Below are 25,844 nucleotides of genomic sequence, written 5' to 3'. Positions count from 1 at the left end.
TGCCCCACAGCATCTGGCTATTCGGGCGAGCGGAAACTGAGGCTGTAATTGACCGCCGAAGGGCCTGGGTCGAGGATGTCCAGGGCAATGTGGATGGGCGTTTGCGGCGGCATCTCGGCCTTGCCGGCCAACTCGCCGTCGAGGTATTCGCTGGGCTTGAAGCGACGGCTGGCGATCAACTGGCCATTGAGGTCGGCAAAGCGCAACTCCAGCAACGGAAAAGGCTGCGAGAACGCAGCGCGGTTGTAGATGATCGCATCCACCACCAGCGCCCCGGCGAACTCGGGATGGCTGCGCACCACCAGGTTGCTGCTTTTTACCAGGGCAATATCGACCTTGGCCGGCACACTGCAGCCTATAACGGGGCACAGCTGCTGGAACAGCGGCCGGTACTGGTCCTGACGGGCCAGTTCGGCGAAATGATAGACCACGTACTGCACGCCCAGGCCCAACGCGGCAACGATCGCCAGGCCCAGCCACAACAGGCGCTTGCCCCAGTGCGAGCGGGGCTTCTCCCAGGCCAGTTGCATCGGCTCGTCCAGCAGGTCGGCCAGATCGTCCTCATCCCGCACGGCAGGTTCATTGCGGGTTGCCTGGCCCTTGCGAGTGCTGGTGGCGGCAGCAAGAGGCGGCTCGTCTCGATCATGCTCGTCGAGTGCCGATAACCGGCCGTGGCCATCCACCGACGGCTCGTCATCGACGTGGGCCTGGTCGAGGGCCTCGGAATGGCAAAACGAAGGCTCGGTCCGCTTGGCGGGTGTCGGCGCTTGGTCTTCGTCCAGTGCCGGCAGCCGTTCGATGATCGGTGGCAAGGCCGCCGCATCGGTATCGGCGTCGTCCCGGCGCGCGCTCAGGCTGTCCATTCTGGGAGTGTCACCCAGCTCGAGCCGATCCAGGTCTATGTCACCATTGGTCCACGGCCGCGGAGCCAGCTCCGGCGGTCTGGGCAAACTGGCCGGGGTCAAGGTCGCGCTCTGTTCGAGCAGCTGTCGGGCCGCATTGAAGACCTGCAGGCAGGAGCCGCAGCGAACCACGCCGCGCGCCACGCTCAGTTGGTTGTGGCTGACGCGGAAGCTGCTTTGGCAATGCGGGCACTGGGTGACGAAACTCTCGCTCATGCGCAGGTCCTGGTAGGGCCGGGGGACATTCTGGATGGGGCTCAGCGGCGACGGCCGCTGATGCGTACCCAGCCGTCACGGTTGGCAATCGGATCCAGCTCGAAGTCCTGTGCGTAGGCTGCCGCGACTTCTTCGCCCTGTTCGGCGAGGATGCCGGACAGCGCCAGCAGCCCGCCAGGCCGGACCAATCCGCTGAGCTGGGGTGCGAGGCTGACCAGCGGACCTGCAAGAATGTTGGCGACCAGCACATCGGCCTGCTGAGCGGGGAGGTCGGCAGGCAGGTACACCGGGAAGCGATCGTCGGCAATGCCATTGCGCTGGGCGTTGTCGCGTGAAGCCTCCAGCGCCTGCACATCGATGTCGGTGCCGACCGCCTGACGTGCGCCCAACAGCAACGCAGCGATGGCCAGAATGCCCGACCCGCAGCCGAAATCCAGCACCTGCGTGTCCTGCAGCTGCTGCCCGTCCAGCCATTCCAGGCACAGTGCCGTGGTCGGATGGGTGCCGGTGCCGAACGCCAGGCCTGGGTCCAGCAGCAGGTTGACCGCCTCGGGTTCCGGGGCCTGGTGCCAGCTGGGCACGATCCACAAACGGCGGCCGAAGCGCATGGGCTGGAAATTGTCCATCCAGCTGCGCTCCCAGTCCTGGTCCTCGATCACTTCGGCGTGATGCTCGGGCAGGGCGGCGTCGGTCAACAACTGCAAGTGGGCGAAGACTGCGCCGGCGTCGGTGTCGGCTTCGAACAGCGCCAGCAAGTGGGTGTGCGACCAGAGCGGCGTGGTATTGAGTTCGGGCTCGAAGATCGGCTGGTCCTCGGCATCCATGAACGTCACGGACACGGCACCGACTTCCAGCAGGGCGTCTTCATAGGTTTCGGCTTGTTCTGGGCTGATGGCCAGACGGACTTGCAGCCAAGGCATGGCGGGCACCTTCGATCTAAACGGGGGGCGCAGCACGTTCGCTGCGACAAGCGCGCCAGTTTACGCGAGGACAGGCGCGAGGACCAAAAAAAACCCGGCTCGAAAGCCGGGTCGTTTTTACATCTACACCTTCACGTCGACAACCGAATCATTTCTGGCCGGCCAGCTTGTGTTCCAGGTAGTGGATGTTGACGCCGCCCTTGCAGAAACCTTCATCGCGCACCAGGTCGCGGTGCAGTGCGATGTTGGTCTTGATGCCGTCCACGATGATCTCGTCCAGGGCGTTGCGCATACGGGCCATGGCCTCGTCGCGGTCCTTGCCCCAGGTGATCAGCTTGCCGATCAGCGAGTCGTAGTTCGGCGGTACCGCATAGCCACTGTACAGGTGCGAATCGACGCGAACGCCGTTGCCGCCCGGTGCGTGGAAATGCTTCACGGTGCCGGGGCTCGGAATGAAGCTCTTCGGGTCTTCGGCGTTGATCCGGCACTCGAGCGAGTGGCCGCGAATGACCACGTCGTCCTGGGTGAACGAGAGCTTGTTGCCGGCGGCGATGCTGAGCATCTCCTTGACGATGTCGATACCCGTGACCATCTCCGATACCGGATGCTCTACCTGCACGCGAGTGTTCATCTCGATGAAGTAGAACCGGCCGTTTTCGTAGAGGAACTCGAAGGTACCGGCGCCGCGGTAGCCGATCTCGATGCAGGCCTTCACGCAACGCGCCAGGACTTCCTCGCGCGCTGCTTCGTCGATGCCCGGTGCCGGTGCTTCTTCCAGCACCTTCTGGTGCCGGCGCTGCAGCGAGCAGTCACGGTCGCCCAGGTGGATTGCCTGGCCCTGACCGTCGGACAACACCTGGACTTCCACGTGACGCGGGTTGGTCAGGAATTTTTCCAGATACACCATCGGGTTGCCGAACGCGGCACCGGCTTCGGTGCGGGTCAGCTTGGCCGAGGCGATCAGGTCTTCTTCCTTGTGCACCACGCGCATGCCGCGACCACCGCCGCCGCCAGCGGCCTTGATGATCACCGGATAGCCGACTTCACGGCCGATGCGCAGGGCCTCTTCCTCGTCTTCGGGCAGCGGGCCATCGGAGCCGGGCACCGTCGGTACGCCCGTCGCGATCATCGCGTGCTTGGCCGACACCTTGTCGCCCATCAGGCGAATGGTTTCTGCAGTCGGGCCAATGAAGGCGAAACCGGATTTCTCGACCTGCTCGGCGAAGTCCGCGTTCTCGGCGAGAAAGCCGTAGCCTGGGTGAATGGCAGTAGCGCCAGTCACTTCGGCCGCTGCAATGATCGCCGGGATATGCAGATAGGACAGGTTGGCAGGCCCCGGCCCGATGCACACCGACTCGTCAGCCAGGCCAAGGTGCATGAGCTCCTTGTCGGCCTTGGAGTAGACGGCAACGGTCTTGATGCCCAGCTCTTTGCAGGCACGCAGGATCCGCAAGGCGATTTCGCCGCGGTTGGCGATCAGAACTTTTTCCAACATCGCAGGCTCTCCGCTGGTCAAACGATGGTGAACAGCGGCTGGTCGTACTCAACCGGCTGACCGTCTTCTACCAGGATCGATTCGATCACACCGCTGGTTTCAGCTTCGATGTGGTTCATCATTTTCATTGCTTCGACGATGCACAGGGTATCGCCTTTCTTGACCGTCTGGCCTACTTCGGCAAAGGCCGGCGAGGCTGGCGACGCCTTGCGGTAGAAGGTGCCGACCATCGGCGAACGGGCCACGGTGCCGTTGAGCTTGGCAGCCACAGGCTCGGCCGGGGCGGCAGGTGCAGCGGCGACGGGCGCTGCGGCAGGCGCGGCCATCGGCGCCGGTGCATAGTACTGCTGGGCCGGGGTCTTGCTGTGACGGCTGATCCGTACGGATTCTTCGCCTTCCTTGATTTCCAGCTCGTCGATGCCGGACTCTTCCAGCAGCTCGATCAGTTTCTTGACTTTACGAATATCCATCAATCATCAACTCCCAAGGGTCGGTCAGGGGCGTTCAGTAGGTGTTCTTGCCATGCGCCTTTCGAAGAAGGCTGCAAACACTCATGTGCCGTTGAAAAGGGCCGAGTGACGGCGAAAATTCTCGAACGTGCCGGTGAAAAATACGCACGTCGAACAGTGGGATGCTCATCGACAGCAGCGCGTCACGTCAGGGGTGACATCGGTCATGAAAAGCTGTCGAGTCATGTCCATTTCAAGCGGTGTCTCGCCTTCGGCTTCACGGGCAAAGCGGGCGAACTATGCCGGAAACCTCAGGCGTATGTCCAGTTAAGCGCAATAGCCCGCACGTTGTCCGATGTTTGCGCAAAATTTGTGACTCGCTTGTCGGTTTCGGTCACCACCCGAGTCATGGATTGCCAGCGGGAGGTATTTTCCCGAGGAACGTTGCCGCATCGACTTCACCGACGACCCGCGAGGCTGCCTGTTCATTGCCGTTGCCGTCGAAGAACAGCAATGCGGGCGGCCCGAACAGCTTGAAGCGATCGAGCAGGGCACGCTGTTCCGCGTTGCTCTGGGTGATGTCCAGGCGCACCTTGCGGTAACCCTGCAGCCCTGCGATCACCTGCGCATCGGTCAGCACTTCATGCTCGATGACCTTGCAGCTGATGCACCAGTCGGCATACCAGTCCAGTACCAGCGGTTGCCCGGCGGCAGTTGCCTGGCGCAGTGCCAGCTCGAAGCCTTCGGTGGTGGTCACCGTCTGCCAGGCGTCCTGTGCAGCCGTCGGGGCAGTCGCTGGCGCACCGGTCGTGGCCGGGCGCGCCAGCGGCTGGAACGGATCGGATTGGCCGCTCAAAGCGCCGTGCCAGCATGCCAGGGCATAAAACACGAAGGCCAGCCCGAGCACCTGTTGCAGACGCTGGCGCGCAGGTTTGGCCACCCACTCCAGAGCCCCCATGAACACACCGATGCCGGCTGCCAGCAGGCCGATAAGCAGCAGGGTCACGCTGCCTGGCAGCACCCGAGCGAGCAGGGCGATGGCCAGGCCCAGCAGCAAGACGCCGATGGCGTTTTTCACGGTCACCAGCCACGGCCCGCTTTTGGGCAGCCAGGCCGCGCCACCGGTAGCCACCAGCAACAACGGCGCGCCCATGCCCAGACCCAGTGCAAACAGTTTCAGTCCGCCCCCCAGGGCATCGCCGCTGGCGCTGATATAAAGCAGCGCACCGGCCAGCGGCGCCGATACGCACGGCGACACCAGCAGGCTCGACACGACCCCCAGCACGGCGGCTCCCCACAGCGAGCCGCCCTTGGCATTGCCGGCCACGCGGTCGAGGCGCTGGCTCACGGCAGCCGGCAGTTTCAGCTCGAACAGGCCGAACATGGCCAGCGCGAATACCACGAAGAACAGGGCGAACGGCACCAGCACCCACATCGACTGCAGCCGTGCCTGCAGGTTGAGTTCGGCGCCGAACTTGCCCATCAGCGCACCCAACAGGGCGAAACAAGCGGCCATCGGCAGCACATAGGCCAGCGACAGGCTGAAGCCGCGCAGCCCGCCCACCTGCCCGCGCAGCACCACGCCGGACAAGATTGGCAACATAGGCAGCACGCAGGGCGTGAAGGTCAGGCCGATACCGGCCAGAAAGAACAACGCCAACTCATGCCATTGCCAGCCTCCCGAGGCCCCGGCATCGCTCGCCGCCGGGGCAGCCTGGCCGATGCCAGGTACGGAAAGGCGCTGGGTTTCCGGTGGGTAGCACAGGCCTTTGTCGGCGCAGCCCTGGAAGCTTACAGCCAGGGTGAAGGCGCGCGAGTCTCCGGCGGGGCGAGGGATCTTCACGTCGAGAATGCCGTGGTAGACCTCGACATCGCCGAAATACTCGTCGTGTTTCTGCTCGCCGGCCGGCAGTTGCGCGGCCCCCAGCGCGATGTCGGCAGGCTCGGCCTTGAATTCGAAGCGATGGCGGTAGAGATAGTAGCCTTCGGCAATCACGAAGCGCAGGGTGATGTCCTGCGCAGAAGCCTCTACCTGTTCGAGTTGGAACGCCTGGCCGACCGGCAGGAAGTCGGCGCCGTTGTTCAGCGAAGCACCGCCCAGAGTGGCGCTGGGCCGTGCGTCGAGCAGGCCGGAGGCCGCGACGGGCAGTGCGAAAACCAACAACAGAAGGCAAAGCAGGCGGCGCATGACAGTTCTCGAACAGCAATTGAGCGCGCATCATACTGGAGCGATGCGGTACTGCCGAATCGCCAGGGCCCGATTTCATGTAACAGGATGGGTCGCCCAGATAGGGTCGCCCGGATAAGGTCGCCCGGACAGGGTCGCCCAGTCCGCTACAAGCCCTAGACCCTGAACGCCTGCACCGCCGTGCGCAATTCGCCACCCAGACGCAACAGATGCTCGCCCTGCGCGCGCCCTTGGCCGATGCGCAGCAGGTTGTCTTCACCCAAGCCATGGATGCGCTCGCCGTGCTCGCGAATCTCGCCCACGGCACCGCTCTGCTGCGCGGTTGAATCAGCGATGCGCACGGCGGTGGCAGAGATGGTCTGGATGGCCGCGACGATCTGCGCCAGCGCCCCGTCCGCTGCCTGAGCCTGGCTGGCCGTCGCCTGGGCATGAACGACCTGGGCGCGCATGCCGTGCACGGACTCGCGCGCCGCCGTCTGCAGGTTGCCAATCAAGCTCTGGATCTGATGGGTCGCCCCGGTCGTGCGCGACGCCAGCGAACGGACCTCTTCGGCAACCACCGCGAAGCCGCGGCCCATTTCTCCAGCACGCGCCGCTTCGATTGCGGCATTGAGGGCCAGCAAGTTGGTCTGGTCGGCGATCGAGCGGATAACGGTCAGCACGCCACCGATGGTGGCCGACTCCTCGGCAAGCTGCTCGATCATCTGCGCGTTGCCCTGCACTTCACCCACCAGCGCATGCAGCCCTTTGAGGCTCTGCCCGATGACATGCTGGCCATGCTCCACCGCTTCGCCCGCCGATCGGCTGGCCGCAGCTGCCTGGCTGGCATCGTCCGCTACCTGGCCGATGGTTGCCTCCAGCTCGCCCAGCGCATCGCGAATCTGTGCGGTATCGCCGGCCTGACGCAGTGCCCCCTGGTGCAGGCCACCGCTGAGTTCGGCCAGTTGGTGACTGCTGCCAGCCACTTGCTCGGCGTTCTGGCGAATGGTGCCGACCAACGCGACCAGATACAGGCGCAAGCGGTTCAGAGACGCTTCGATGGCCTGTAATTCATGGTTGGTACGGCCCAGAGCGACGGGCTTGACGAAATCCCCCTCGGCCCAGGTCGACAGGGCTGGATCCAGGCGGGTCAGCGCACCGGCCAGGCGGCGCTGCATGCGGTCGATGAGCAATGCGATCAACAGGATCAGGCCGATCATGGCCCCTTGCAGCAGACGCACTTCACCCTGGATTCTGGCATGCTCCCCACGCACGGCCGGTTCCAGTTCGCTCAGGCCATGCTGGACTGCGCCGATGCGTTGCTGGGCGGCATCGGCCAGTTCGGTACGCCGCTGGATCAGCTCGCGGGTACGGCCCAGTTCGGCTGGATAGCGCGTCAGCAAGCTGGCCAGCTCACGCTTGAGGTCCACGCCATCATCCTGAGCCTCGCCGGTATTTTCGTTCTGCAAACCCATCAGCGCCGCAAAGTCATCGGCCCCCGACGCGGTGGAGCTGGCTACCCCCAGCAGCGGCAGGCTTTGCAGCGTGTCGGCCTGGGCCCTGATGCCGGCCAGTTCGCGCTCGACGTCCGCAGCCAGTTCGCTGCGCCCGCTGCTGATCATCTTCTCGCGTGCCAGGGACAGTTTTGCCAGGTGCTGGCTGGCAGGCAGCAGTGCCGCCTGATAGGGCCCGTTGCTCGCGGCATACCGAGCCAGTTGTTCCAACGTACCGCCCAGCTCGCGCTCGGCCTGCACCAGCAGCGCCTGTGGATCGCCCGCCAGCTTGCCGGCAGCGAGCAACTGTTCGGCAGTGAAGATCCTCAGCGCATCGACATCGCCGTGCAGTGGGCCACTCAGTTCACTGGGCAAGGTGGCGATCCCCTCACGCAGCCGGGTCAAGCCCTGGGTCGCTTCGGCATGGCGCAGCGCATCGCCGCTGTTCAGGTAATCCTGGACGTTGCGCACGACGTCGTCCTGAAACTGCCGGGACAATTGCAGGTAGCGCTCCATCAACAGATAGGGTCTTTCCAGCGCCCGTTGCGACCACCACAGCGTCGCCGCCAGGGCGGTGCACACGGCGACCAGCAGCAGGGTGTTCAGATTGGTAAGCAGTTTCAGGCGCATGGGGGCACTACCAGCAGCGAAATGGTCAGTGCGTGAAGGTAGGGGCGGTCTGTTACAGACACGTGACTTCAACCTGAAAAAGATGGCATATGGCCTGTATTTTCGGTCGGCCATTGAATTCGACGCTCAGACACATCCGGATGTCTTTACCGCGACTGCGACATGCCGATGCATCCTTTATAGTGGCGATACTGCCTTGCCTGGAAAACTTTGCCCATGGGAGGCACGTTAGCCGGGTGGCGAGGTCAGAACCCATGAATTCCGCGATAGAAAGGACATAAGTCATGCTGGACTGGAAGAATCGTGCGGGCAACGGCGCAGCACGCGAGCGTGCCGACAGCAGTGGCGGCCCACGCAGCCATGTCAAGAGCCTGCTGCTGAGCAAGGCCGTGCTGGGTGCGCTGGCTGTCTATCTGGTGGTGACCCTGTTGCTGGGCTGGTACTGGAGCGAAGAGCCCGAACTGTTCCCGGTGCAGCAGAATGCCCAGTCGGCCGCACAACGTGACGGCCGTCAGATGGTGGTCGGCTACACCACGGTGGAAACCCTCAAGACAGTGGCATCGACACTGCTGAACAAGCCGGGTGGCTACATTTCCAACGACCGCTTTCCGCCTGGCTTGTGGATGGACAACATGCCCAGCTGGGAATACGGCGTACTGGTCCAGGTCCGCGATCTGAGCCGTGCGCTGCGCAAGGACTTCGCTCGTTCGCAGTCGCAGTCCGCCGAAGACGCCGACCTGGCCCGCGCCGAGCCGCGTTTCAACTTCGACAACAAGAGCTGGGTGCTGCCTTCCAGCGAGTCCGAGTTCCAGGAAGGCATCAACCTGCTTGCCCGCTACCAGAATCGGCTGTCCGATCCTAGCCAGACCAACGCATTGTTCTACACCCGTGCCGACAACCTGAACAACTGGTTGGGCGACGTCGGTACGCGCCTGGGCTCGTTGTCGCAGCGTTTGTCTGCCAGTGTCGGTCGCGTCAAGCTGAACACCACGCTCAAGACCGAAAGCGTGATTGCAGGCCAGGCGCCGCAGGTCGACGAGGAAATCGTCGAGACCCCGTGGATGCAGATCGACAACGTGTTCTACGAGGCACGCGGTCAGGCCTGGGCGCTGTCGCATCTGCTGCGCGCTATCGAAGTCGACTTTGCCGATGTGTTGGCGAAGAAGAATGCAACCGTCAGCGTGCGCCAGATCATCCGTGAACTGGAAGCGTCCCAGGCACCGGTATGGAGCCCGATGATTCTCAATGGCAGCGGTTTCGGCATGTGGGCGAACCACTCGCTGGTGATGGCCAACTACATCTCGCGGGCCAACGCCGCCGTCATCGACCTGCGCCAACTGCTGTCGCAGGGCTGAAGACATGCCGATCTCGACCCAGGAGGTCGAACATCGTGCAGCGTCCGATGCCGAGTCGATCGCCTGGGTCGACGAGTCCGATCAGCTGCTGGGGACCTTGCCCAGGTCAGAGCTGCGCGAACGTGGGCTGATCGGCCGCGGCACCTACATTCTCCTGTTCAACAGCCAGGGCGAACTGTGTGTGCACCGGCGTACCTTGAGCAAGGCGATCTACCCTGGCTATTGGGACGTGGCCGCAGGTGGCATGGTGCAGGGCAACGAGACCTACATCGAATCAGCCGCGCGCGAACTCGAGGAAGAACTGGGTGTGCGTGGCGTCCAACTGACTGCACACGAGCATTTTCTGTTCGACCAGCCGGGCAACCGAGTCTGGTGTGCGGTGTTCTCCGCGGTCTGGGATGGCCCGCTGGAGCTGCAGCCCGAGGAAGTGCTGGAGGCCCGGTTCGTCCCGGTCCAACAGGCTCTGGATGAAAGCACCACCGAGCCCTATTGCCCCGATTCCCTGGCTGCATTGCTGCGATTCCTGACCTGCCGGGACAACGCCTGACTCCGCGCACCATCATGTAGGAGCGGCCATCGGCCGTGAATCACACGACGCGGCTCGCCTGATACACCACGCTGTGCTTTTCGCGGCCACTGACCGCTCCTACGTGCATCCCCTGCACCCTGTAGGAGCGGTCATCGGCCGCGAAACGGGCATCGCGGTATTACCTGTACAGCCTCGCACTTCATGAAATCATCCGATCCTCGGCAATTGACTCCACCAGGCACTTAGCATGTACCCGGTTTCCCGCTAAACTGCTCGGCCTGATCCATTTCACATGAGGCATGCCGGTGGCCAAGAAAGCCGCATCCTTCGCCGCCCTCGGCGGCCTGGTGTTCTCCACCGACAGCGGTCGGCATTGTCCGGACTGCCGTCAGCCCATCGACGCCTGCACCTGCAAGCAAACGGCCGTGCCCGAGGGCGACGGCATCGCCCGTGTGCGGCGCGAAAGCAAAGGTCGCGGCGGCAAGACCGTGACCACGATCACCGGTGTCCCACTCCCGGCCGATGCGCTCAAGGAGCTGGCGACCACCCTCAAGCGCCGTTGCGGCACAGGCGGTGCGTTGAAAGACGGCATCATCGAAATCCAGGGCGACCATGTCGAGCTGCTGCTCGCCGAGCTGGTCAAGCAGGGCTTCAAGGCCCGCAAGTCCGGTGGTTGAGCCGCACACCCTGTAAACTTGAAGTACTCGCCGGGGTCTACCCCAGCAGGCGCAGCAATCGTCATCTTTACCCTCTACACTGCGCAGGGCCCGACGGCCCGCGACAACCGACTTTTTTCATAGGGGACCTCGATGTCCGTACGACGCACACGTAAAGACGATGGCAGCCAATGGACCGTGGCCGACAGCCGCAGCGTTTATGGCATTCGCCACTGGGGCGCTGGTTATTTCGCCATCAACGAGGCCGGCCGTGTCGAGGTTCGTCCGAACGGCCCGGACAGCTCGCCGATCGATCTTTACGAGCAGGTCGACCAACTGCGCAAGAGCGGCCTGTCGCTGCCGCTGCTGGTACGCTTCCCCGATATCCTGCAAGACCGCGTACGCCAGCTGACCGGTGCCTTCGATGCCAACATCGCTCGCCTGGACTACCAGAGTCGCTACACCGCGCTGTATCCGATCAAGGTGAACCAGCAGGAAGCGGTGGTGGAAAACATCATCGCCACCGAAGGCGTGTCGATCGGCCTGGAAGCCGGCTCCAAGCCGGAGCTGCTGGCCGTGCTGGCCCTGGCGCCCAAGGGCGGGACCATCGTCTGCAACGGCTACAAGGACCGCGAATTCATCCGCCTGGCCCTGATCGGCCAGAAGCTGGGTCACAACGTCTTCATCGTCATCGAGAAAGAGTCCGAAGTGGCGCTGGTGATCGAAGAGGCGGCCGAGCTCAAGGTCAAGCCGCAGATCGGTCTGCGCGTGCGCCTGTCGTCCCTGGCTTCGAGCAAGTGGGCCGACACCGGCGGTGAGAAATCCAAGTTCGGCCTGTCTGCCGCCCAGTTGCTGTCGGTCGTCGAGCGCTTCCGCGAAGCGGGCGTGGACCAGGGCATCCGCCTGCTGCACTTCCACATGGGCTCGCAGATTGCCAACCTGGCGGACTACCAGCACGGCTTCAAAGAAGCCATTCGCTATTACGGCGAGCTGCGTTCGCTGGGCCTGCCGGTCGATCACATCGATGTGGGCGGCGGCCTGGGTGTCGATTACGACGGCACTCACTCGCGCAATGCCAGCTCGATCAACTACGACATGGACGACTACGCCGGTGTCGTGGTGGGGATGCTCAAGGAGTTCTGCGATGCCCAGGGCATGCCGCATCCGCACATCTTCTCGGAGAGTGGCCGCTCGCTGACTGCGCACCACGCCATGCTGGTGGTGCAGGTCACCGACGTCGAGCGTCACAACGACGAAGTGCCCGAGATCGTCGACAAGCAAAGCCTGCCCGAAACCCTGCAGTGGCTGGTCGATCTGCTGGGTCCGACCGACATCGAGATGGTCACTGAAAACTACTGGCGCGCGACCCACTACATCAGCGACATCGCGGCGCAGTACGCCGACGGCAAGGTCACCCTGGCGCAGAAGGCCCTGGCCGAACAGTGCTACTTCGCCGTGTGCCGCCGCCTGCACAACTCGCTCAAGGCCCGCCAGCGCTCGCATCGCCAGGTGCTGGACGAGCTCAACGACAAGCTCGCCGACAAGTACATCTGCAACTTCTCGGTGTTCCAGAGCCTGCCCGATACCTGGGCCATCGGCCAGGTACTGCCGATCCTGCCGCTGCACCGTCTCGACGAAGAGCCGCTGCGCCGCGCCGTACTGCAGGACCTGACCTGCGATTCCGACGGCAAGATCAAGCAGTACGTCGATGAACAGAGCATCGAAACCAGCCTGCCGGTGCACGCCGTCAACCAGGGCGAGGATTACTTGCTGGGTATCTTCCTGGTCGGCGCGTACCAGGAGATCCTTGGTGACATGCACAACCTGTTCGGTGACACCGACTCGGTGAACATCTATCAGCGCCAGGACGGCAGCGTCTACAGCGCCGGCATCGAAACCCACGACACCATCGAAGACATGCTGCGCTACGTGCATCTGTCTCCCGAAGAGTTGATGACGCATTACCGCGACAAGGTTGCCAGCGCCAAGATCACCGCGCGCGAGCGCACCCAGTACCTGGACGCCTTGCGCCTGGGCTTGACGCGTTCTTCGTACCTGTCGTCGTAACGAGTGGGTCTGGTTGCCCGGCTCCTCACGCTCGCCGCCCTGCTGGGGCTGCTAAGCGCTTGTTCCGGGCTGCGCACTCTGGATGCCGTGACGGCGTCCGGCGGCTACCAGCTCACGCAGGGCGTAGCCTACGGCGCCGACCCGCGGCAGAAGCTGGACGTGTACCGCCCCACTCGACCACTGCCGGAAACTCCGGTGGTGGTTTTTTTCTATGGGGGTACCTGGAATAGCGGCGAGCGAGGCGACTATCGTTTTGTCGCCCAGGCGTTGGCCGCCCGTGGGTTGCTGGTGGTGGTCGCCGACTACCGCCTCTATCCACAGGTGCGCTATCCCAGCTTTCTCGAAGACGGCGCCGATGCCGTTGCCTGGACCTATCGAAACATTGCTCGGTACGGTGGCGACGTTCGCCGTCTGTTCGTGATGGGCCACAGCTCCGGCGGCTATAACGCGGCCATGCTTGCCCTCGATCCGCAGTGGCTGCGTAAAGCCGGGGTCCCCGCCAATGCGCTGCGCGGCTGGATCGGCCTGGCCGGCCCCTATGATTTCTTGCCGATCGAGAATCCCGAAGCCAAGCCGGTATTCTTCTTCCCCGATTCACCGCCCCAATCGCAACCCATCAACCAGTCTCTGGCAGGCTCGCCCCCGGCACTGTTGATCGCCGCCACGCACGACAGCACCGTCGACCCCGTGCGCAATAGTGAGGGCCTGGCCCGCCGACTGCGCGCCGCCGGCGTCCCCGTGCAGGAGCGCTATTACCGGCGCCTGAACCACCGCACCCTGATCGCCTCCTTTGCCTGGCCACTGCGCTGGCTGGCACCCGTGCTGGAGGACGTGGAGCGGTTCGTCAAGGCCAAGCCTGAAACAGCGGAAGTCCGTTTGCGCGAATAGATGAATCTTGCCGGTTCGCCGCAGACGTTATTGTCAGATTTTATTATGGTAGATACTGAAAGCGCGGCGTGCAGAGGTCATTGAGCCAGAGCCTGGCGCGTTTCAGGGTGAGGGCGGAATTTTACAGTTGCAAGAGCCTTGCAAGCAGTATCCAAGCATTCTGCTATTATCAAAAGTCCATATGGAAAAAGCCCGCTCTATGGCAGGCTTTTTCTGTGAGGTCAAAGGCTCACTGGTATTTATCTTCGATCTTGCGCTTTTCTAGTGTGTAGGCTTTCAGATCGATCTCATTGGTGGTGAGTTTGGAGTCAAGCTCGTTCATGTCATGTTTTCTCAAACTGGCGACATGCTCTCTGCTAGCGTGATAGTTCAAAGTTTCGGCAGCGTCGTAGCCGCTGACCGGGTCCCATAGAATGGACGCTGGCCACAGAAGCAGGTTGACGACGCCCCAGCCATAGGCGCGGCCATAAAACGACCCACCGCCAGGCAATAGCCCAAGGCCGGCACCGAGGACGGGTTGTTTGACTTCCACGGCGAGGTTTTTGGCGCGGAGCATGGCAAGTTCGGATTGCTGGGCGGAGTTGAGTCCGCTCGCGCAGCCAGTGGTTAATACGATAAGCGTGGCGGCAAACAAACTGCGAAGTGTAGGCATCCCTATTCCTTATTTACGGATTTCCAATCGATAGTGAAGTGGAAGGCGGCGTAGTCTATAGGCAGGATATGAATATGTATCGCTTGTCAGCGTGATTTTAACTAATGGTTACAGTTGGCTGGAGGCGGAGTTGTGAAAGTGCAGAGAAGGCCTTGTTACTTCTAGTAATGATCTAGCGAAGTTTTGCTGTATCCTATGCAGATTGGATGTTGACTCTTCCTGTCATAAGAAAGTGCCGGCATTGACCAATAACGTTTAGCTGATTGATTGTCAGTTTATCGTATTGAAATTTTTGCCATAGGGATATATGGGTGCTGTTCGAGGTATAGAAGCTGTGAACGGAGTGTGGAACGTCGTTCATACCCATCCCCTACGATACCCATTCATCCCTGCGCTGCAACCGCCACGCAATCCATCCCAGCGTCGCCGCACGCAGCGCCATGAACAGCAGGAAACTGATCCACAGGCCATGATTCCCGAACCCGGTGCTCCACCAGCCGATCGGAAACATCACAGCTACGCTGACCAGCATCGCATTGCGCATCTCCCGGGCGCGGGTGGCGCCGATGAACAGGCCGTCCAGCAGGTAGCTGCCTACCGCAATCAGCGGCAGCACCGCCAGGTATGGCAGGAACGGGTAGGCCGCCTCGCGGACACTGGCAATATCGGTCTGCAGGTTGATGAACACATGCCCGCCCAGCACAAACAGTACGGCAAACCCGCCGCTGGCAATCAGCGACCACCCCAGGGACACCACCATCGAGCGGCGCAGCGTCTGCCGATCGCGCGCGCCGATGGCGTGGCCGCACAGGGCTTCGACCGCATGGGCCAGGCCGTCCAGCGCATAGGCGGTTATCAATAGGCCATTGAGCAACAGCGCATTGGCGGCCACAGTGGCATCGCCGAAGCGGGCGCCCTGGATGGTGATCAGCAGAAAGACCCCGGACAGCGCCAGACTGCGCAGGAAAATATCGCGGTTGACCCCCAGCAGCGGGCGCCAGTTGCGCCATGACCTCAGCGCCGCCCAGGCCATGGCTCCCGGATACGCTCGCAGGGAGGGCCGGGTAAGTGCCAGGCCGAGCAGGGCGCCGACCCATTCGGCTATCACCGAGGCGCGCGCCGAGCCGATCACGCCCCAGTCCAGGCCGAGCACGAACCACAGGTTCAGGGCGATGTTGACCAGGTTGGTGGTCAGCAGCAGTTGCAACGGCGCGCGGGCATTCTGGGTACCAAGGAACCAGCCGATCAAGGCGTAGCTGGCGAGGGCGGCAGGCAGCCCCAGCAGACGTGTCTGGAAGAAATCGTGGGTGGCTTGTTCCAGTGCTGCAGACGGTGCCATGAAGCTCAGGGCCAGATGGCTGAAGGGCAGCGCCAGCACGCATAGCAGCAAGGAGAACAGCAGGCCGAGGGCCAGACCCTGCACCAGAATCTGGCGCAGTGCACGACCATCACGGCGTCCGGCAGCCTGTGCGGCGAACCCCGTGGTGCCCATGCGCAGAAAACTCATCAGCGACACCATGAAGGTGAACAGGCTGCCCCCCACGGCCACTGCGCCCAACTGGTGGGCATGGGGCAGATGGCCGATCACCGCGCTGTCCACCAGCGTCACCAGGGGCACCGACAGGTTGGACAGGATCATCGGCGCAGCCAGGGCCCAGACCCTCTTGTGAGTAGGGCGATGACGCCAATCGGTCAGTAGGATGGCCATGTAAGCTCCGAAGTCGGGGCCGGGATTGTAGCTCAGCCCACTGTAGGAGCGGTCCGTGGCCGCGAAGGAATCCGCGCGGTATACCCTACACACTTCACTACACTTGTCTCAGCCGGTAACCCCGGCCACGAAACCATCAATATTGATATATATTCCCAGCCTTGCTTTTCACTGCCTTGGGTACCTCGAATTGAACAAAGGACTGTTTCTGGCCTGCGCCCTGGCCCTGCTTGGCGGGTGCGATTCATCGACATCGGAGAAACCCGTCGAGCCCCCGCCACCGGCCGCCGTGAATGCTCTGCCCAAGCCTGTGGCGAGCGTCGATCTGCCGGCCCTGGCGCAACGCTACAAGGGCCGTGAACTCGCCGTAGCCGACGCCTCCGAAGTCCAGCTGGACGGTGCCAGCACCCTTTCAGTGACCTTCACCGCACCGCTGGATCCCAAGCAGAACTTCGCCGACAAGGTTCACTTGGTCGACAGCACCCGCGGCAAGCTGGACGGCGCCTGGGAACTGTCCGACAACCTCATGGAGTTGCGCTTTCGCCACCTGGAGCCCAAGCGCAAGCTGGTGCTCACGGTCGATGCCGGGCTGCTCTCCGTGAACCAGAACACCCTGGCTGCGCCACACACCGTTCGTCTCGAAACCCGAGACCTGCAACCCACCGTGGGTTTCGCCAGCCGCGGCTCGTTGTTGCCCACCCGGCTGGCTGAAGGCTTGCCGGTCATTGCCCTGAATGTCGACAAGGTCGACGTCGAGTTCTTCCGCATACGACCCGAGCAACTGCCGGCCTTTCTCAGCCGCTGGGGCCGTAACAGCAGCCTGCAAAGCTACGAATCGCGCGAGCTGTTGCCCATGGCCGAACTGGTCTACGGCGGTCGCTTCGATCTCGATCCCGCACGCAATACCCGCGAGACCCTGCTGTTGCCCCTCGGCGGCATCAAGCCATTGCAGCAACCGGGCGTCTATCTGGCGGTGATGCGTGCCTCCGGCAGCTACGACTATGCGCAGCCGGCGACGCTGTTCACCCTCAGCGATATCGGCCTGTCCGTGCATCGCTATGCCGACCGCATGGATGTATTCACCCAGGCCCTGGAGGGCGGCAAGGCCTTGGCCGACGTCAGCCTGCAGTTGCTCGACGCCCAGGGCCGGGTCATCGGCGAAGGCAAGACCGACGCCGCCGGCCATGCCCAACTCGCCTCGCCGGTGAAAGCCGAAGTATTGCTGGCGCATCAGGGCGACCAGACCAGCCTGCTGCGCCTGAACACTGCGGCACTGGATCTGGCCGAGTTCGACATCGCCGGAGCCAAGGCACACCCGTTGCAGTTTTTCGTCTTCGGTCCGCGAGACCTCTACCGTCCCGGTGAAACGGTGCTGCTCAATGCCCTGTTGCGCGACAACGACGGGCACCCGGTCAAACCGCAACCGGTAAGCGTCGAGGTGCGCCGCCCGGACGACCAGCTCAGTCGCAAATTCGTCTGGCAGCCGGACGCCTCCGGCCTGTATCAGTACCAGTTGCCACTGGCTGGCGAAGCGCCGACCGGGCGCTGGCAACTGCTGCTCGACCTGGGCGACGGCAAGCCTCAGGTTCACGAATTCCAGGTGGAAGATTTTCTCCCCGAGCGCATGGCGCTGGACCTCAAGGGCGCGGACACGCCCATCGCGCCCGCCGATGCGCTGGCTGTCGAGGTGACCGGCCGCTATCTGTACGGCGCGCCGGCTGCGGGCAATCGTTTGAGCGGCCAGGTTTACGTGCGTCCGCTGCGCGAAGCTGTGTCGACGCTGCCCGGGTTCCAGTTCGGCTCGCTGACCGAAGGCGAGCTCAGTCAGGACCTGGAGCTGGACGAGACCACCCTCGACGCGCAAGGCAGGGCGACTCTGGCCATCGACAGCCGCTGGGGCGAAACCAGGTCCCCATTGCAGGTGGTGCTGCAAGCCAGCCTGCAGGAATCCGGTGGCCGGCCCATCACCCGTCGCCTGGTGCAACCGGTATGGCCTGCGGACCGCCTGCCCGGTGTGCGAGGAACGTTCGAAGGCGAGAACGTGGACGGCGATGGACCGGCCGAGTTCGAATTGCTCGTCGCCGACGCCCAGGGTCGCAAGCTGGCTGCCGATGCCCTCAAGGTACGCCTGGTGCGCGAGCGTCGCGATTACTACTGGAACTACTCCGAAAGCGACGGCTGGAGCTACAACTACAACGAAAAATACCTGAACCTGAGCGAGGAAACCGTTGCAGTTGCCGAGGGTGGCACAGCCAAGGTCAGCTTTCCCGTTGAGTGGGGGCCGTACCGGGTCGAGGTCGAAGATCCGCAAACCGGGCTGGTCAGCAGCCTGCGTTTCTGGGCCGGCTACAGCTGGCAGGACAACACCGAAGGCGGCGCGGTACGCCCCGATCAGGTCAAGCTCGCCCTGGACAAACCCCACTACGCAGATGGCGATACGGCCAGGGTGACAGTGACACCGCCCGCAGCCGGTACCGGCTATCTGCTGGTGGAGTCCGCCGAGGGCCCCTTGTGGTGGCAGGAGATCGACGTACCCGCCGAGGGCAAGGCCTTCGACATCAAGGTCGATCCGAAATGGGCCCGCCATGACCTCTACATCAGCGCGCTGGTGGTTCGCCCCGGCGAACGCAAGGCCAACGTCACCCCCAAGCGTGCGGTCGGCCTGCTGCACCTGCCGCTCGATCGCGCCCCACGCAAGCTGGCGGTGACCCTCGACGCGCCTGCGAGCATGCGCCCGCAGCAGCCCCTCACGGTCAAGGTGACGGCCCGCAACAGCGACGGCAGCATCCCACGTCAGGCCCATGTGCTGTTGGCGGCGGTGGACGTAGGTATCCTCAATATCACCCAGTACGCCACCCCCGATCCTTTCGCTGCGCTGTTCGGCCGCAAGGGCTATGGCGTCGACCAACTGGATATCTATGGGCAGTTGATCGAAGCGGGGCAGGGCCGGCTGGCCAGCCTGGCGTTCGGTGGCGACGCGGCCGATTTGGCCAAGGGCGGCAAGCGCCCGCAGACCAGCGTCACCATCGTTGCGTTGCAAAGCGCTCCGGTGACGTTGAACGAGCAAGGCGAGGGGCAGATGACCCTCGATATCCCGGACTTCAACGGCGAACTGCGCGTGATGGCCCAGGCCTGGACCGATGATCGCTTCGGCATGGCCGAGGCGCGCACGGTGGTCGCCGCGCCGCTGGTTGCGGAACTGTCCGCGCCGCGCTTCCTGGCCGGTGGCGACCAGGCCCGCATTGCGCTCGACATCACCAACCTCACCGAACGAGCGCAAACCCTGACCGTGCAGGTGAACGCAGACGGCCCGTTGACCCTGCTGGACGCCCCCCGGCAACCGCTGCAACTGGCCAAGGGGCAACGTCAGACCCTGCATCTGCAGGTACAAGCCACGGGCGGATTGGGTCAAGGTCACATCAAGGTACGGATCGACGGGCTGAACCTCCCCGGCGAAACCTTGCCTGCCATTACCCGGGACTGGACCCTGGGCGTGCGCCCCGCCTATCCGGCGTTGGTCAGGCATCTGCGCAGCGTGCTCAAGGATCAGCCCTGGACGCTTCCCGCCGGTGCCCTGTCGCCGCTCGAGCCCGCCGGGCGCGAGGCCCTGCTCAGCTTGTCGAACCGACCGCCGCTGAACATCGGCGAGCAGATCAAGGCGCTCAAGGCGTACCCCTACGGCTGCCTCGAGCAGACCGTCAGTGGCCTCTATCCGTCGCTGTATTCCGATGCCGCCAGCCTGAAAAAGCTGGGTGTGGAAAGCGACACCGACGCCGAGCGCACGCGCAAGATGGACATCGGTATCGAGCGGCTGCTGGGCATGCAGCGCTACAACGGCAGCTTCGGCCTGTGGGGTGCGGATGGCGAGGAAGAGTACTGGCTGACTGCCTACGTGACCGATTTCCTCCTGCGTGCCCGTGATCAGGGCTACGCCGTACCGCCCGAGCCCGTGAAGAAAGCCAGCGAGCGACTGTTGCGCTATCTGCAGGAGCGCGATTTGATCGAGGCTGACTACAGCGACAATCTCGACCACACCCGCTTTGCGGTCCAGGCTTATGCCGGCCTGGTGCTGGCGCGTAGCCAACAGGCGCCGTTGGGCGCACTGCGCAGCCTGTTCGAACGGCGCAGCGATGCGCGCTCGGGCCTGCCACTGGTGCAATTGGCGATCGCCCTGCAGAAAATGGGTGATCAGCCCCGTGCCGATCAGGTACTGCAAGCCGGTCTGGCGGCAGCACGCAACGACAGCGACTGGCTCGGCGACTATGGCAGCCCGCTACGTGACCAGGCGTTGATCCTGGCCTTGCTGCAGGAGAACGATCTGAGCAAAGCCACACTCGAAGAGCGCCTGTTCACCCTCTCGGATATGCTCGCCAGTAGCAGTTGGCTATCGACCCAGGAGCGCAATGCCTTGTATCTGGCCGGTCGCAATGCGCTGGCCTTGCCCGAGCAGGCCTGGACTGCCCAGGTGCGAAGCGCCGACGTCAGTCACCTGTTGAGTGACGCCCAGCCAGCGCTGAAACTGGCGGACGGCGCGCTGTCCGAGTCGCTCACCGTTACCAGCCAGGCACAACAGCCGCTGTATCAGCAGGTGACGCTGTCGGGCTATCCGGTACGGCCGCCGGCGCCGCACGAAGACAACCTGTCGATCCGTCGCCAATACCTGGGCCTGGACGGCGAGCCGCTCAAGCTCGATACCCTCAAGAGTGGCGAGCTGGTGCTGGTGCATCTGGTGGTAGGCGCCAAGCAGCGCGTGCCCGATGCCCTGGTCGTCGACCTGCTGCCCGCTGGCCTGGAAATCGAAAACCAGAACCTGGCGCAGAGTGCCGCCAGCCTGGATAACGCCAGCAGCAGTGTCCGGCAGTGGCGTGAGTCGATGCAAAACGCCAATCTGCAGCATCAGGAGTTTCGCGATGACCGCTACGTGGCCGCACTCAAGCTCGATGGCTATGGCAGCACGCACCTGCTGTATCTGGCGCGTGCGGTAACGCCGGGTATCTACAAGGTACCGCCACCGCAGGTGGAATCGATGTACCGGCCCAACTGGCAGGCTGTCGGTGCTACGCCAGCGGACCTGACGGTACGCCCGAGGTGAGGTCGGGCAGGGGCAGCGAACGGCTGCCCTTGCCATTCGACCCATGGCTCACTGAATGATCCAGCTCAGCAACCACAGGCCCAGTACGACCCAGATGACACCCATGATGATCGATGCACGCATGAAAGCTCGGACGGCGGAGTACAGCAACAGCAAGCCGACGATCAACGCGGCGATGGTAACGACATTGGTGTCCATGCCCAGGGTCCTCGACAGGCCGTCGACGAAATTTCCGCCCGCGTTGCCGAGCAGGCTGAACAGCCAGCTCAGGCTGTCTACCACCCAGCGAATGATTGCGCCCAGGGCCTGTCCCAGCCACTCGAAAAAGCCTTCTACATGCATAGTTGCGTCCTGATTCGGTTAGTGGCATTCATGCCATTGTGCCCCCTTTGGCCATGCGCCAGCGAACCAAGTTCCCGACAGCGCCAGCAAGGTTGGCGCACTTGATCCGCAGCTTTGCAGTTTTTCCGAAAACGCGTCGAGGCAGATTCACACGCCGTGCGCTGTTGGCGATTTGTGTGCCGGTCTTTCTTCTGTGGCTGGCCGATCGACTCTGGCCACTACCGTTGCCCCGGGATGATCTGGCACGCGTGGTACTTGCCGAGGACGGCACACCGCTGTGGCGTTTCGCCGATGCCGAAGGGGTATGGCGATATCCGGTCAGCGTAGACCAGGTTTCGCCCTATTATCTCGAAGCTTTGCTGACCTACGAGGACCGCTGGTTCTACCAGCATCCAGGGGTCAACCCGCTGGCACTGGCTCGTGCTGCCTGGCTCAACCTCAGCGGCGGTCGGGTGTTGTCGGGCGGCAGTACGTTGTCGATGCAGGTGGCGCGCCTGCTCGATCCGCATTCACGGACCTTCTCCGGCAAACTGCATCAGTTATGGCGAACCGCGCAGCTGGAGTGGCACCTGAGCAAGACGCAGATCCTCACGCTGTACCTGAACCGCGCGCCATTCGGCGGCACCTTGCAGGGTGTGGCGGCGGCCAGTTGGGCGTATCTGGGCAAGTCGCCTGCGCAGCTCACCCGCAGCGAAGCCGCCTTGCTGGCGGTGTTGCCCCAAGCGCCCAGCCGCCTGCGTCCCGACCGCCATCCGCAACAGGCGCAAGCCGCTCGCAACAAAGTGCTGAAGCGCATGGCCGAGCACGGCGTGTGGCCCATTGCACAGGTACGCGAAGCACAACAGGAGCCTTTGTTGCTGGCCCCGCGCCAGGAGCCGGCGTTGGCGCCATTGCTGGCCAGGCGCCTGAACCGCAGTGACAGTCCGCCGCTGATCCACACCTTGATCGACGCCAGCCTGCAACGGCGCCTGGAAGACCTGCTGCTGGGCTGGCGTGCGCGGCTGCCCGAGCGAACCTCGGCGGCCATCCTGGTGGTGGACGCGCAGACCATGGCCGTGCGTGCCTACCTGGGCTCGGTGGACTTGGCCGATGACCGGCGCTTCGGCCATGTCGACATGGTCAGTGCTGTCAGGTCGCCGGGCTCCACGCTCAAGCCGTTTCTTTACGGCATGGCCATGGATGCCGGCCTGATTCACTCCGAGTCTCTGTTGCAGGATGTCCCGCGACGCTACGGTGATTACCGCCCCGGCAATTTTTCCGCTGGGTTCAGCGGTCCGGTCGCGGCCAGTTCGGCGCTGGCCCTGTCGCTCAATCTGCCAGCGGTGCAGGTGCTCGAGGCGCTGGGTCCCAAGCGCTTTGCCGCGCAGTTGCGCAACGGCGGCCTGCACCTGAGCTGGCCCGTGGCCGCCGAGCCCAACCTGGCGATGATCCTGGGCGGGATGGGCAGTCGGCTCGACGATCTGGTCGCCGCCTACAGTGCTTTCGCCCGCAGCGGCAACAGTGCCTCACTGCGCTGGCAACCGCAGGATGTACTGCGCGAGCGGCAGATGATGTCGGCGGGCGCGGCGTGGATCGTGCGGCGCATCCTCAGCGGCCAGGCGCGCCCGGATCAAGACCTGCACGCCGAACTCGTCCAGCGTCCGGCGCTGGCCTGGAAGACCGGTACCAGTTACGGTTTTCGTGACGCCTGGTCGATCGGCATCGGGCCGCGTTATCTGATCGGAATATGGATCGGTCGCCCGGATGGCACCCCGGTACCCGGCCAGTTCGGCCTGGCTTCGGCCGCGCCGTTGATGCTGCAGGTACACGACGTCCTGAGCAACCGCGATGCGCAGCGGGCCATCTCGACGCCTGTCCAGCGCGTACCGTCCAGCGTCGGCGTCGCCGCGATATGCTGGCCGCTGGGTCAAGCACTGGATCGCCGTGACCCCAACTGTCGGCGCCAGCGCTTTGCCTGGACACTGGACAAGACCATCCCGCCCACTTTGCAGGCGCTGGACCAACCGCTGGGTACCGGGCTGCAGGAACAGGTCTGGCTCTCGCCTGCAGGGCTGCGCACCAGTGCCTCCTGCCCCGGCGCCCAGGCACGCTCCATCGCCCTGTGGCCGGCCGCACTCGAACCCTGGCTGGCCAAGGCCGAACATCGCCGGATGCGGGTGCCGGACTCGGATCCACAATGCCCCGCGCCACCGTTGCCGGCCATGGCACCCTTGTCGATCGTCGGCGTGCGCAGCGGTGATCGGCTGCGCCATCCGGCCGCCGATGCCGGCCCGCTGCGGATACACCTCGACACGCTCGGCGGGCAGGGGCAGCGTTGGTGGTTCATCAATGGCATGCCCCAGCAAAGCAGTGCGCAGGGCACTGGCCTGAACGCGGTGTTCGAGCGCACGGGACGTTATCAGGTCACGGTGCTGGACGAGGCGGGGCAGACTGCCAGGGCCGAGCTGACCGTGGTGGACTGAGCCTGTCGGATGCCAACCCGGCATATCAGCTCAGCCAGAACAATGTCTGCGCGAACCCTGCCAGCAGAAACGGGGTGAGCGGCAGCACGGCTGCCGACTCGGGGTTCAGGTACTCCACCTTGCGCCTATAGCGAATGCTCAAGCGGTACCAGATCATCGGTGACACGAAGACCCACAGCACCAGGGCCACGATACCGCCGATCAGCGTGCCAACCAGGTGACTGCTGTCCGAAGCCAGCGCCAATGCCCAGAGCAGCTTGACCTCGCCACAGCTCAGGCGGCCATTGAGGTAGCCAGGCAAGGTCAACGCCATGCTCAATACCAGCGCTGCGGCCGCCTCGACCATGCTCGAGCCGATCCAGGTATGCCCGGTGGCGAACAGGCACACCAGCGCCAGCACCCCTGCGCCAACGGTCAGTTTGTCGGCGATGCGCCGGTGCCGGATGTCCTGCTCGGCGCACAGGGTAAACCACAGGAGAAGAACGAGACTTGGCATGGCAGCACCCACTTGAATACGGCAGTGGCTCACTTCTGAAACAGACCTTCTGTTTCAGATTAGACGCCTGACGCTGACGATGGGGTTGCTGCGACACTTTTTTTGCTGCTGCTGCTGGCGGCAGGCTCAGCGAGGCGGGTAGGTGGACAGGATGTCGTTCACCGCCTTCTGGATGACGGTGCTGCGCTCGCTCGGCGAAACGGCATTGTCGTTGACCAGTTGCTCGGTACTGCCGCGCCACACCAGCTTGCCGTCCCGTGCATCGAGCATGTCCAGCTGCAGGGTCGCGACCTTGTAATCGACGCTGCGTGTTTCGTTCATGGCGGGCGAGGCCCAATACGGACCCCAGTAGCCCCCACCCCAGCCACCGCCATAATTGGTGGTGACCTGCTGCTGACGGTTGTCGACGATCAAGTAGGCTTGCAGCGTGACGTCGGCACGGCCACCGGCAGCCGCTGGGCGCAGTCCGCGCTGGTCGAGCTGACTGCTCACGGCCTGGCGGATGCGCTGCTCGGTGAGGTCGCTGCGCACCCGTGGATCGTCCGGCCGATATTGCACCGCCGGCTCTTTCCAGGCCCAGCTGCGGTAGGCCGCGAAGTCACGGCTGGCATCGAAATCATGATTGACTCGAGGGGTTTGACAGGCGCTCAGCAACAGCGCCAGCGGTAGAACGGCAAGGCGACGCAACATGGTGAAATCTCCTGTGGGTCAGGACGGAGGATAAGCCGTCAGCGCTTTTTGCACAGCGTTGCGTAACGCCTCGTTACGATCGCTCAGGCTGCCCTGGCTGCTGGTTTCAGCACTTGCGCTCCAGACGGGCTGGCCGCTCTTGCCGTCGAACAGGTCGATGCGCACCACCATCACCTGGATCTGGTAGGTGCGTACCACCGGATAGCTGCCATAGCCGCCATAGCGGTCGTAGCGATCATAGCCGCCGTAGCCGGCACCGTAGCCGACATCGTCGCGGGTTTGTTGCAGGCGGGTTTCCATGCGCAGGCTGGTGCCGACCCGCAAGTCCGCGCTGTCGCCACCTCGCTGGGGTCGCAAGCCGCGTTGGTCGAGGGCATTGCTGACCGCTTCGGCGATCTGCGCAGAGTCCGCCCAACTGGTCCCGGCCGGTAGCTGCCCGTTGGCCCAGGCCCAATTGCGATACCGGGCATAGTCGCGCGGGAGCGCGGGGTAGGCACTGGCATCGAATGTCTGCGCCGCCTGCGCGGGGGCAGGTGGCAGGGGCCTGGAGCTGGCGACATAGGGATTGGGGCTCTGGCAGGCCGCCAGGGTCAGGCAAACAGCGGATAGGGACAGGCGACGCATGGCAGTCTCCG

General features: G+C 63.7%; 19 protein-coding genes. 7 read left to right on the top strand and 12 right to left on the bottom strand.

What is annotated here, in order from left to right; translation table 11 throughout:
• Positions 1-17: 17 nt before the first annotated feature.
• The 6 genes from IFT75_RS16225 to IFT75_RS21670 all read right to left on the bottom strand — a co-directional run bounded on the left by IFT75_RS16225 (position 18) and on the right by IFT75_RS21670 (position 7,327).
• A complete protein-coding gene (locus tag IFT75_RS16225; RefSeq protein ID WP_192055699.1) occupies positions 18-1,118 on the bottom strand; it encodes a DUF3426 domain-containing protein in 1,101 nt (366 codons plus the stop codon).
• A 41-nt stretch (positions 1,119-1,159) separates the two neighbouring features.
• Positions 1,160-2,038 carry a 50S ribosomal protein L11 methyltransferase gene (gene prmA / locus IFT75_RS16220; RefSeq protein WP_122480309.1) on the bottom strand — a complete coding sequence of 293 codons (879 nt, stop codon included), beginning with the start codon at positions 2,036-2,038 and terminating at the stop codon, positions 1,160-1,162.
• A 148-nt stretch (positions 2,039-2,186) separates the two neighbouring features.
• On the bottom strand, positions 2,187-3,533 hold the full coding sequence (gene accC, locus IFT75_RS16215) for an acetyl-CoA carboxylase biotin carboxylase subunit (RefSeq protein WP_122480308.1): 1,347 nt from the start codon (positions 3,531-3,533) through the stop codon (positions 2,187-2,189).
• 17 nt (positions 3,534-3,550) lie between these two features.
• Positions 3,551-4,003, bottom strand: coding sequence for an acetyl-CoA carboxylase biotin carboxyl carrier protein (accB, locus tag IFT75_RS16210; RefSeq protein ID WP_122480307.1), 453 nt, complete (start codon positions 4,001-4,003; stop codon positions 3,551-3,553).
• Positions 4,004-4,388: 385 nt separating this feature from the next.
• Positions 4,389-6,170: a protein-disulfide reductase DsbD gene (locus tag IFT75_RS16205; RefSeq protein ID WP_192055698.1), complete on the bottom strand. Its 1,782-nt coding sequence runs from the start codon at positions 6,168-6,170 to the stop codon at positions 4,389-4,391.
• Between the two features lie 155 nt (positions 6,171-6,325).
• Positions 6,326-7,327, bottom strand: a complete 1,002-nt coding sequence (locus IFT75_RS21670) for a methyl-accepting chemotaxis protein (protein ID WP_446731080.1) — start codon at positions 7,325-7,327, stop codon at positions 6,326-6,328.
• A gap of 1,229 nt (positions 7,328-8,556) precedes the next feature.
• On the opposite strand from IFT75_RS21670, the gene IFT75_RS16195 reads away from it, so the two are divergent.
• The 5 genes from IFT75_RS16195 to IFT75_RS16175 all read left to right on the top strand — a co-directional run bounded on the left by IFT75_RS16195 (position 8,557) and on the right by IFT75_RS16175 (position 13,767).
• Positions 8,557-9,627: a DUF2333 family protein gene (locus IFT75_RS16195; RefSeq protein ID WP_192055694.1), complete on the top strand. Its 1,071-nt coding sequence runs from the start codon at positions 8,557-8,559 to the stop codon at positions 9,625-9,627.
• Positions 9,628-9,631: 4 nt separating this feature from the next.
• Positions 9,632-10,174, top strand: a complete 543-nt coding sequence (locus tag IFT75_RS16190; RefSeq protein WP_122480303.1) for an NUDIX hydrolase — start codon at positions 9,632-9,634, stop codon at positions 10,172-10,174.
• 287 nt (positions 10,175-10,461) lie between these two features.
• The gene (locus tag IFT75_RS16185) at positions 10,462-10,833 is read left to right on the top strand and encodes a translation initiation factor Sui1 (RefSeq protein ID WP_043193674.1); all 372 of its coding nucleotides are present in this window, start codon (positions 10,462-10,464) and stop codon (positions 10,831-10,833) included.
• A gap of 132 nt (positions 10,834-10,965) precedes the next feature.
• Positions 10,966-12,879, top strand: coding sequence for an arginine decarboxylase (gene speA, locus IFT75_RS16180; RefSeq protein WP_122480302.1), 1,914 nt, complete (start codon positions 10,966-10,968; stop codon positions 12,877-12,879).
• 3 nt (positions 12,880-12,882) lie between these two features.
• The gene (locus IFT75_RS16175; protein WP_446731078.1) at positions 12,883-13,767 is read left to right on the top strand and encodes an alpha/beta hydrolase; all 885 of its coding nucleotides are present in this window, start codon (positions 12,883-12,885) and stop codon (positions 13,765-13,767) included.
• A gap of 229 nt (positions 13,768-13,996) precedes the next feature.
• Here IFT75_RS16175 and IFT75_RS16170 read toward each other — a convergent pair whose 3' ends face one another.
• Both IFT75_RS16170 and IFT75_RS16165 read right to left on the bottom strand, forming a co-directional pair.
• On the bottom strand, positions 13,997-14,419 hold the full coding sequence (locus tag IFT75_RS16170) for a hypothetical protein (protein WP_192055692.1): 423 nt from the start codon (positions 14,417-14,419) through the stop codon (positions 13,997-13,999).
• 370 nt (positions 14,420-14,789) lie between these two features.
• Positions 14,790-16,127, bottom strand: a complete 1,338-nt coding sequence (locus IFT75_RS16165; RefSeq protein ID WP_192055690.1) for an MATE family efflux transporter — start codon at positions 16,125-16,127, stop codon at positions 14,790-14,792.
• Positions 16,128-16,317: 190 nt separating this feature from the next.
• On the opposite strand from IFT75_RS16165, the gene IFT75_RS16160 reads away from it, so the two are divergent.
• Complete coding sequence (locus IFT75_RS16160; protein WP_192055689.1) at positions 16,318-21,219, top strand: alpha-2-macroglobulin family protein; 4,902 nt, start codon at positions 16,318-16,320, stop codon at positions 21,217-21,219.
• 48 nt (positions 21,220-21,267) lie between these two features.
• Here the strand turns inward: IFT75_RS16160 and IFT75_RS16155 are convergent, their stop codons facing one another.
• Positions 21,268-21,561, bottom strand: a complete 294-nt coding sequence (locus IFT75_RS16155) for a hypothetical protein (protein ID WP_192055687.1) — start codon at positions 21,559-21,561, stop codon at positions 21,268-21,270.
• A 176-nt stretch (positions 21,562-21,737) separates the two neighbouring features.
• Between IFT75_RS16155 and pbpC the strand changes: the two genes are divergently transcribed.
• Positions 21,738-24,023, top strand: a complete 2,286-nt coding sequence (gene pbpC, locus IFT75_RS16150) for a peptidoglycan glycosyltransferase PbpC (RefSeq protein ID WP_446731077.1) — start codon at positions 21,738-21,740, stop codon at positions 24,021-24,023.
• Between the two features lie 25 nt (positions 24,024-24,048).
• On the opposite strand, the gene IFT75_RS16145 is transcribed toward pbpC, so the two are convergent.
• The 3 genes from IFT75_RS16145 to IFT75_RS16135 form a co-directional block, all read right to left on the bottom strand.
• Positions 24,049-24,519, bottom strand: a complete 471-nt coding sequence (locus IFT75_RS16145) for a prepilin peptidase (RefSeq protein ID WP_192055683.1) — start codon at positions 24,517-24,519, stop codon at positions 24,049-24,051.
• 126 nt (positions 24,520-24,645) lie between these two features.
• Positions 24,646-25,209: a DUF4136 domain-containing protein gene (locus IFT75_RS16140; RefSeq protein WP_122480295.1), complete on the bottom strand. Its 564-nt coding sequence runs from the start codon at positions 25,207-25,209 to the stop codon at positions 24,646-24,648.
• 18 nt (positions 25,210-25,227) lie between these two features.
• Positions 25,228-25,833 (bottom strand): DUF4136 domain-containing protein, encoded by a 606-nt coding sequence (locus tag IFT75_RS16135; protein ID WP_192055682.1) that lies wholly within the window; start codon positions 25,831-25,833, stop codon positions 25,228-25,230.
• Positions 25,834-25,844 lie beyond the last annotated feature (11 nt).

Source organism: Pseudomonas sp. CFBP 8758, from assembly GCF_014841725.1.
In the GTDB taxonomy this organism is placed as follows: Bacteria; Pseudomonadota; Gammaproteobacteria; order Pseudomonadales; family Pseudomonadaceae; genus Aquipseudomonas; species Aquipseudomonas baltica.
This window is presented reverse-complemented; position numbering and strand designations above follow the sequence as displayed.

Coding starts and splice junctions, on each gene's coding strand:
- IFT75_RS16225 (WP_192055699.1), bottom strand. CDS start 1,118: ATGAGCGAGAGTTTCGTCACCCAGTGCCCGCATTGCCAAAGCAGCTTC.
- prmA (WP_122480309.1), bottom strand. CDS start 2,038: ATGCCTTGGCTGCAAGTCCGTCTGGCCATCAGCCCAGAACAAGCCGAA.
- accC (WP_122480308.1), bottom strand. CDS start 3,533: ATGTTGGAAAAAGTTCTGATCGCCAACCGCGGCGAAATCGCCTTGCGG.
- accB (WP_122480307.1), bottom strand. CDS start 4,003: ATGGATATTCGTAAAGTCAAGAAACTGATCGAGCTGCTGGAAGAGTCC.
- IFT75_RS16205 (WP_192055698.1), bottom strand. CDS start 6,170: ATGCGCCGCCTGCTTTGCCTTCTGTTGTTGGTTTTCGCACTGCCCGTC.
- IFT75_RS21670 (WP_446731080.1), bottom strand. CDS start 7,327: ATGCAGCGCCGCCTGGCCGGTGCGCTGACCCGCCTGGATCCAGCCCTG.
- IFT75_RS16195 (WP_192055694.1), top strand. CDS start 8,557: ATGCTGGACTGGAAGAATCGTGCGGGCAACGGCGCAGCACGCGAGCGT.
- IFT75_RS16190 (WP_122480303.1), top strand. CDS start 9,632: ATGCCGATCTCGACCCAGGAGGTCGAACATCGTGCAGCGTCCGATGCC.
- speA (WP_122480302.1), top strand. CDS start 10,966: ATGTCCGTACGACGCACACGTAAAGACGATGGCAGCCAATGGACCGTG.
- IFT75_RS16170 (WP_192055692.1), bottom strand. CDS start 14,419: ATGCCTACACTTCGCAGTTTGTTTGCCGCCACGCTTATCGTATTAACC.
- IFT75_RS16165 (WP_192055690.1), bottom strand. CDS start 16,127: ATGGCCATCCTACTGACCGATTGGCGTCATCGCCCTACTCACAAGAGG.
- IFT75_RS16155 (WP_192055687.1), bottom strand. CDS start 21,561: ATGCATGTAGAAGGCTTTTTCGAGTGGCTGGGACAGGCCCTGGGCGCA.
- IFT75_RS16145 (WP_192055683.1), bottom strand. CDS start 24,519: ATGCCAAGTCTCGTTCTTCTCCTGTGGTTTACCCTGTGCGCCGAGCAG.
- IFT75_RS16140 (WP_122480295.1), bottom strand. CDS start 25,209: ATGTTGCGTCGCCTTGCCGTTCTACCGCTGGCGCTGTTGCTGAGCGCC.
- IFT75_RS16135 (WP_192055682.1), bottom strand. CDS start 25,833: ATGCGTCGCCTGTCCCTATCCGCTGTTTGCCTGACCCTGGCGGCCTGC.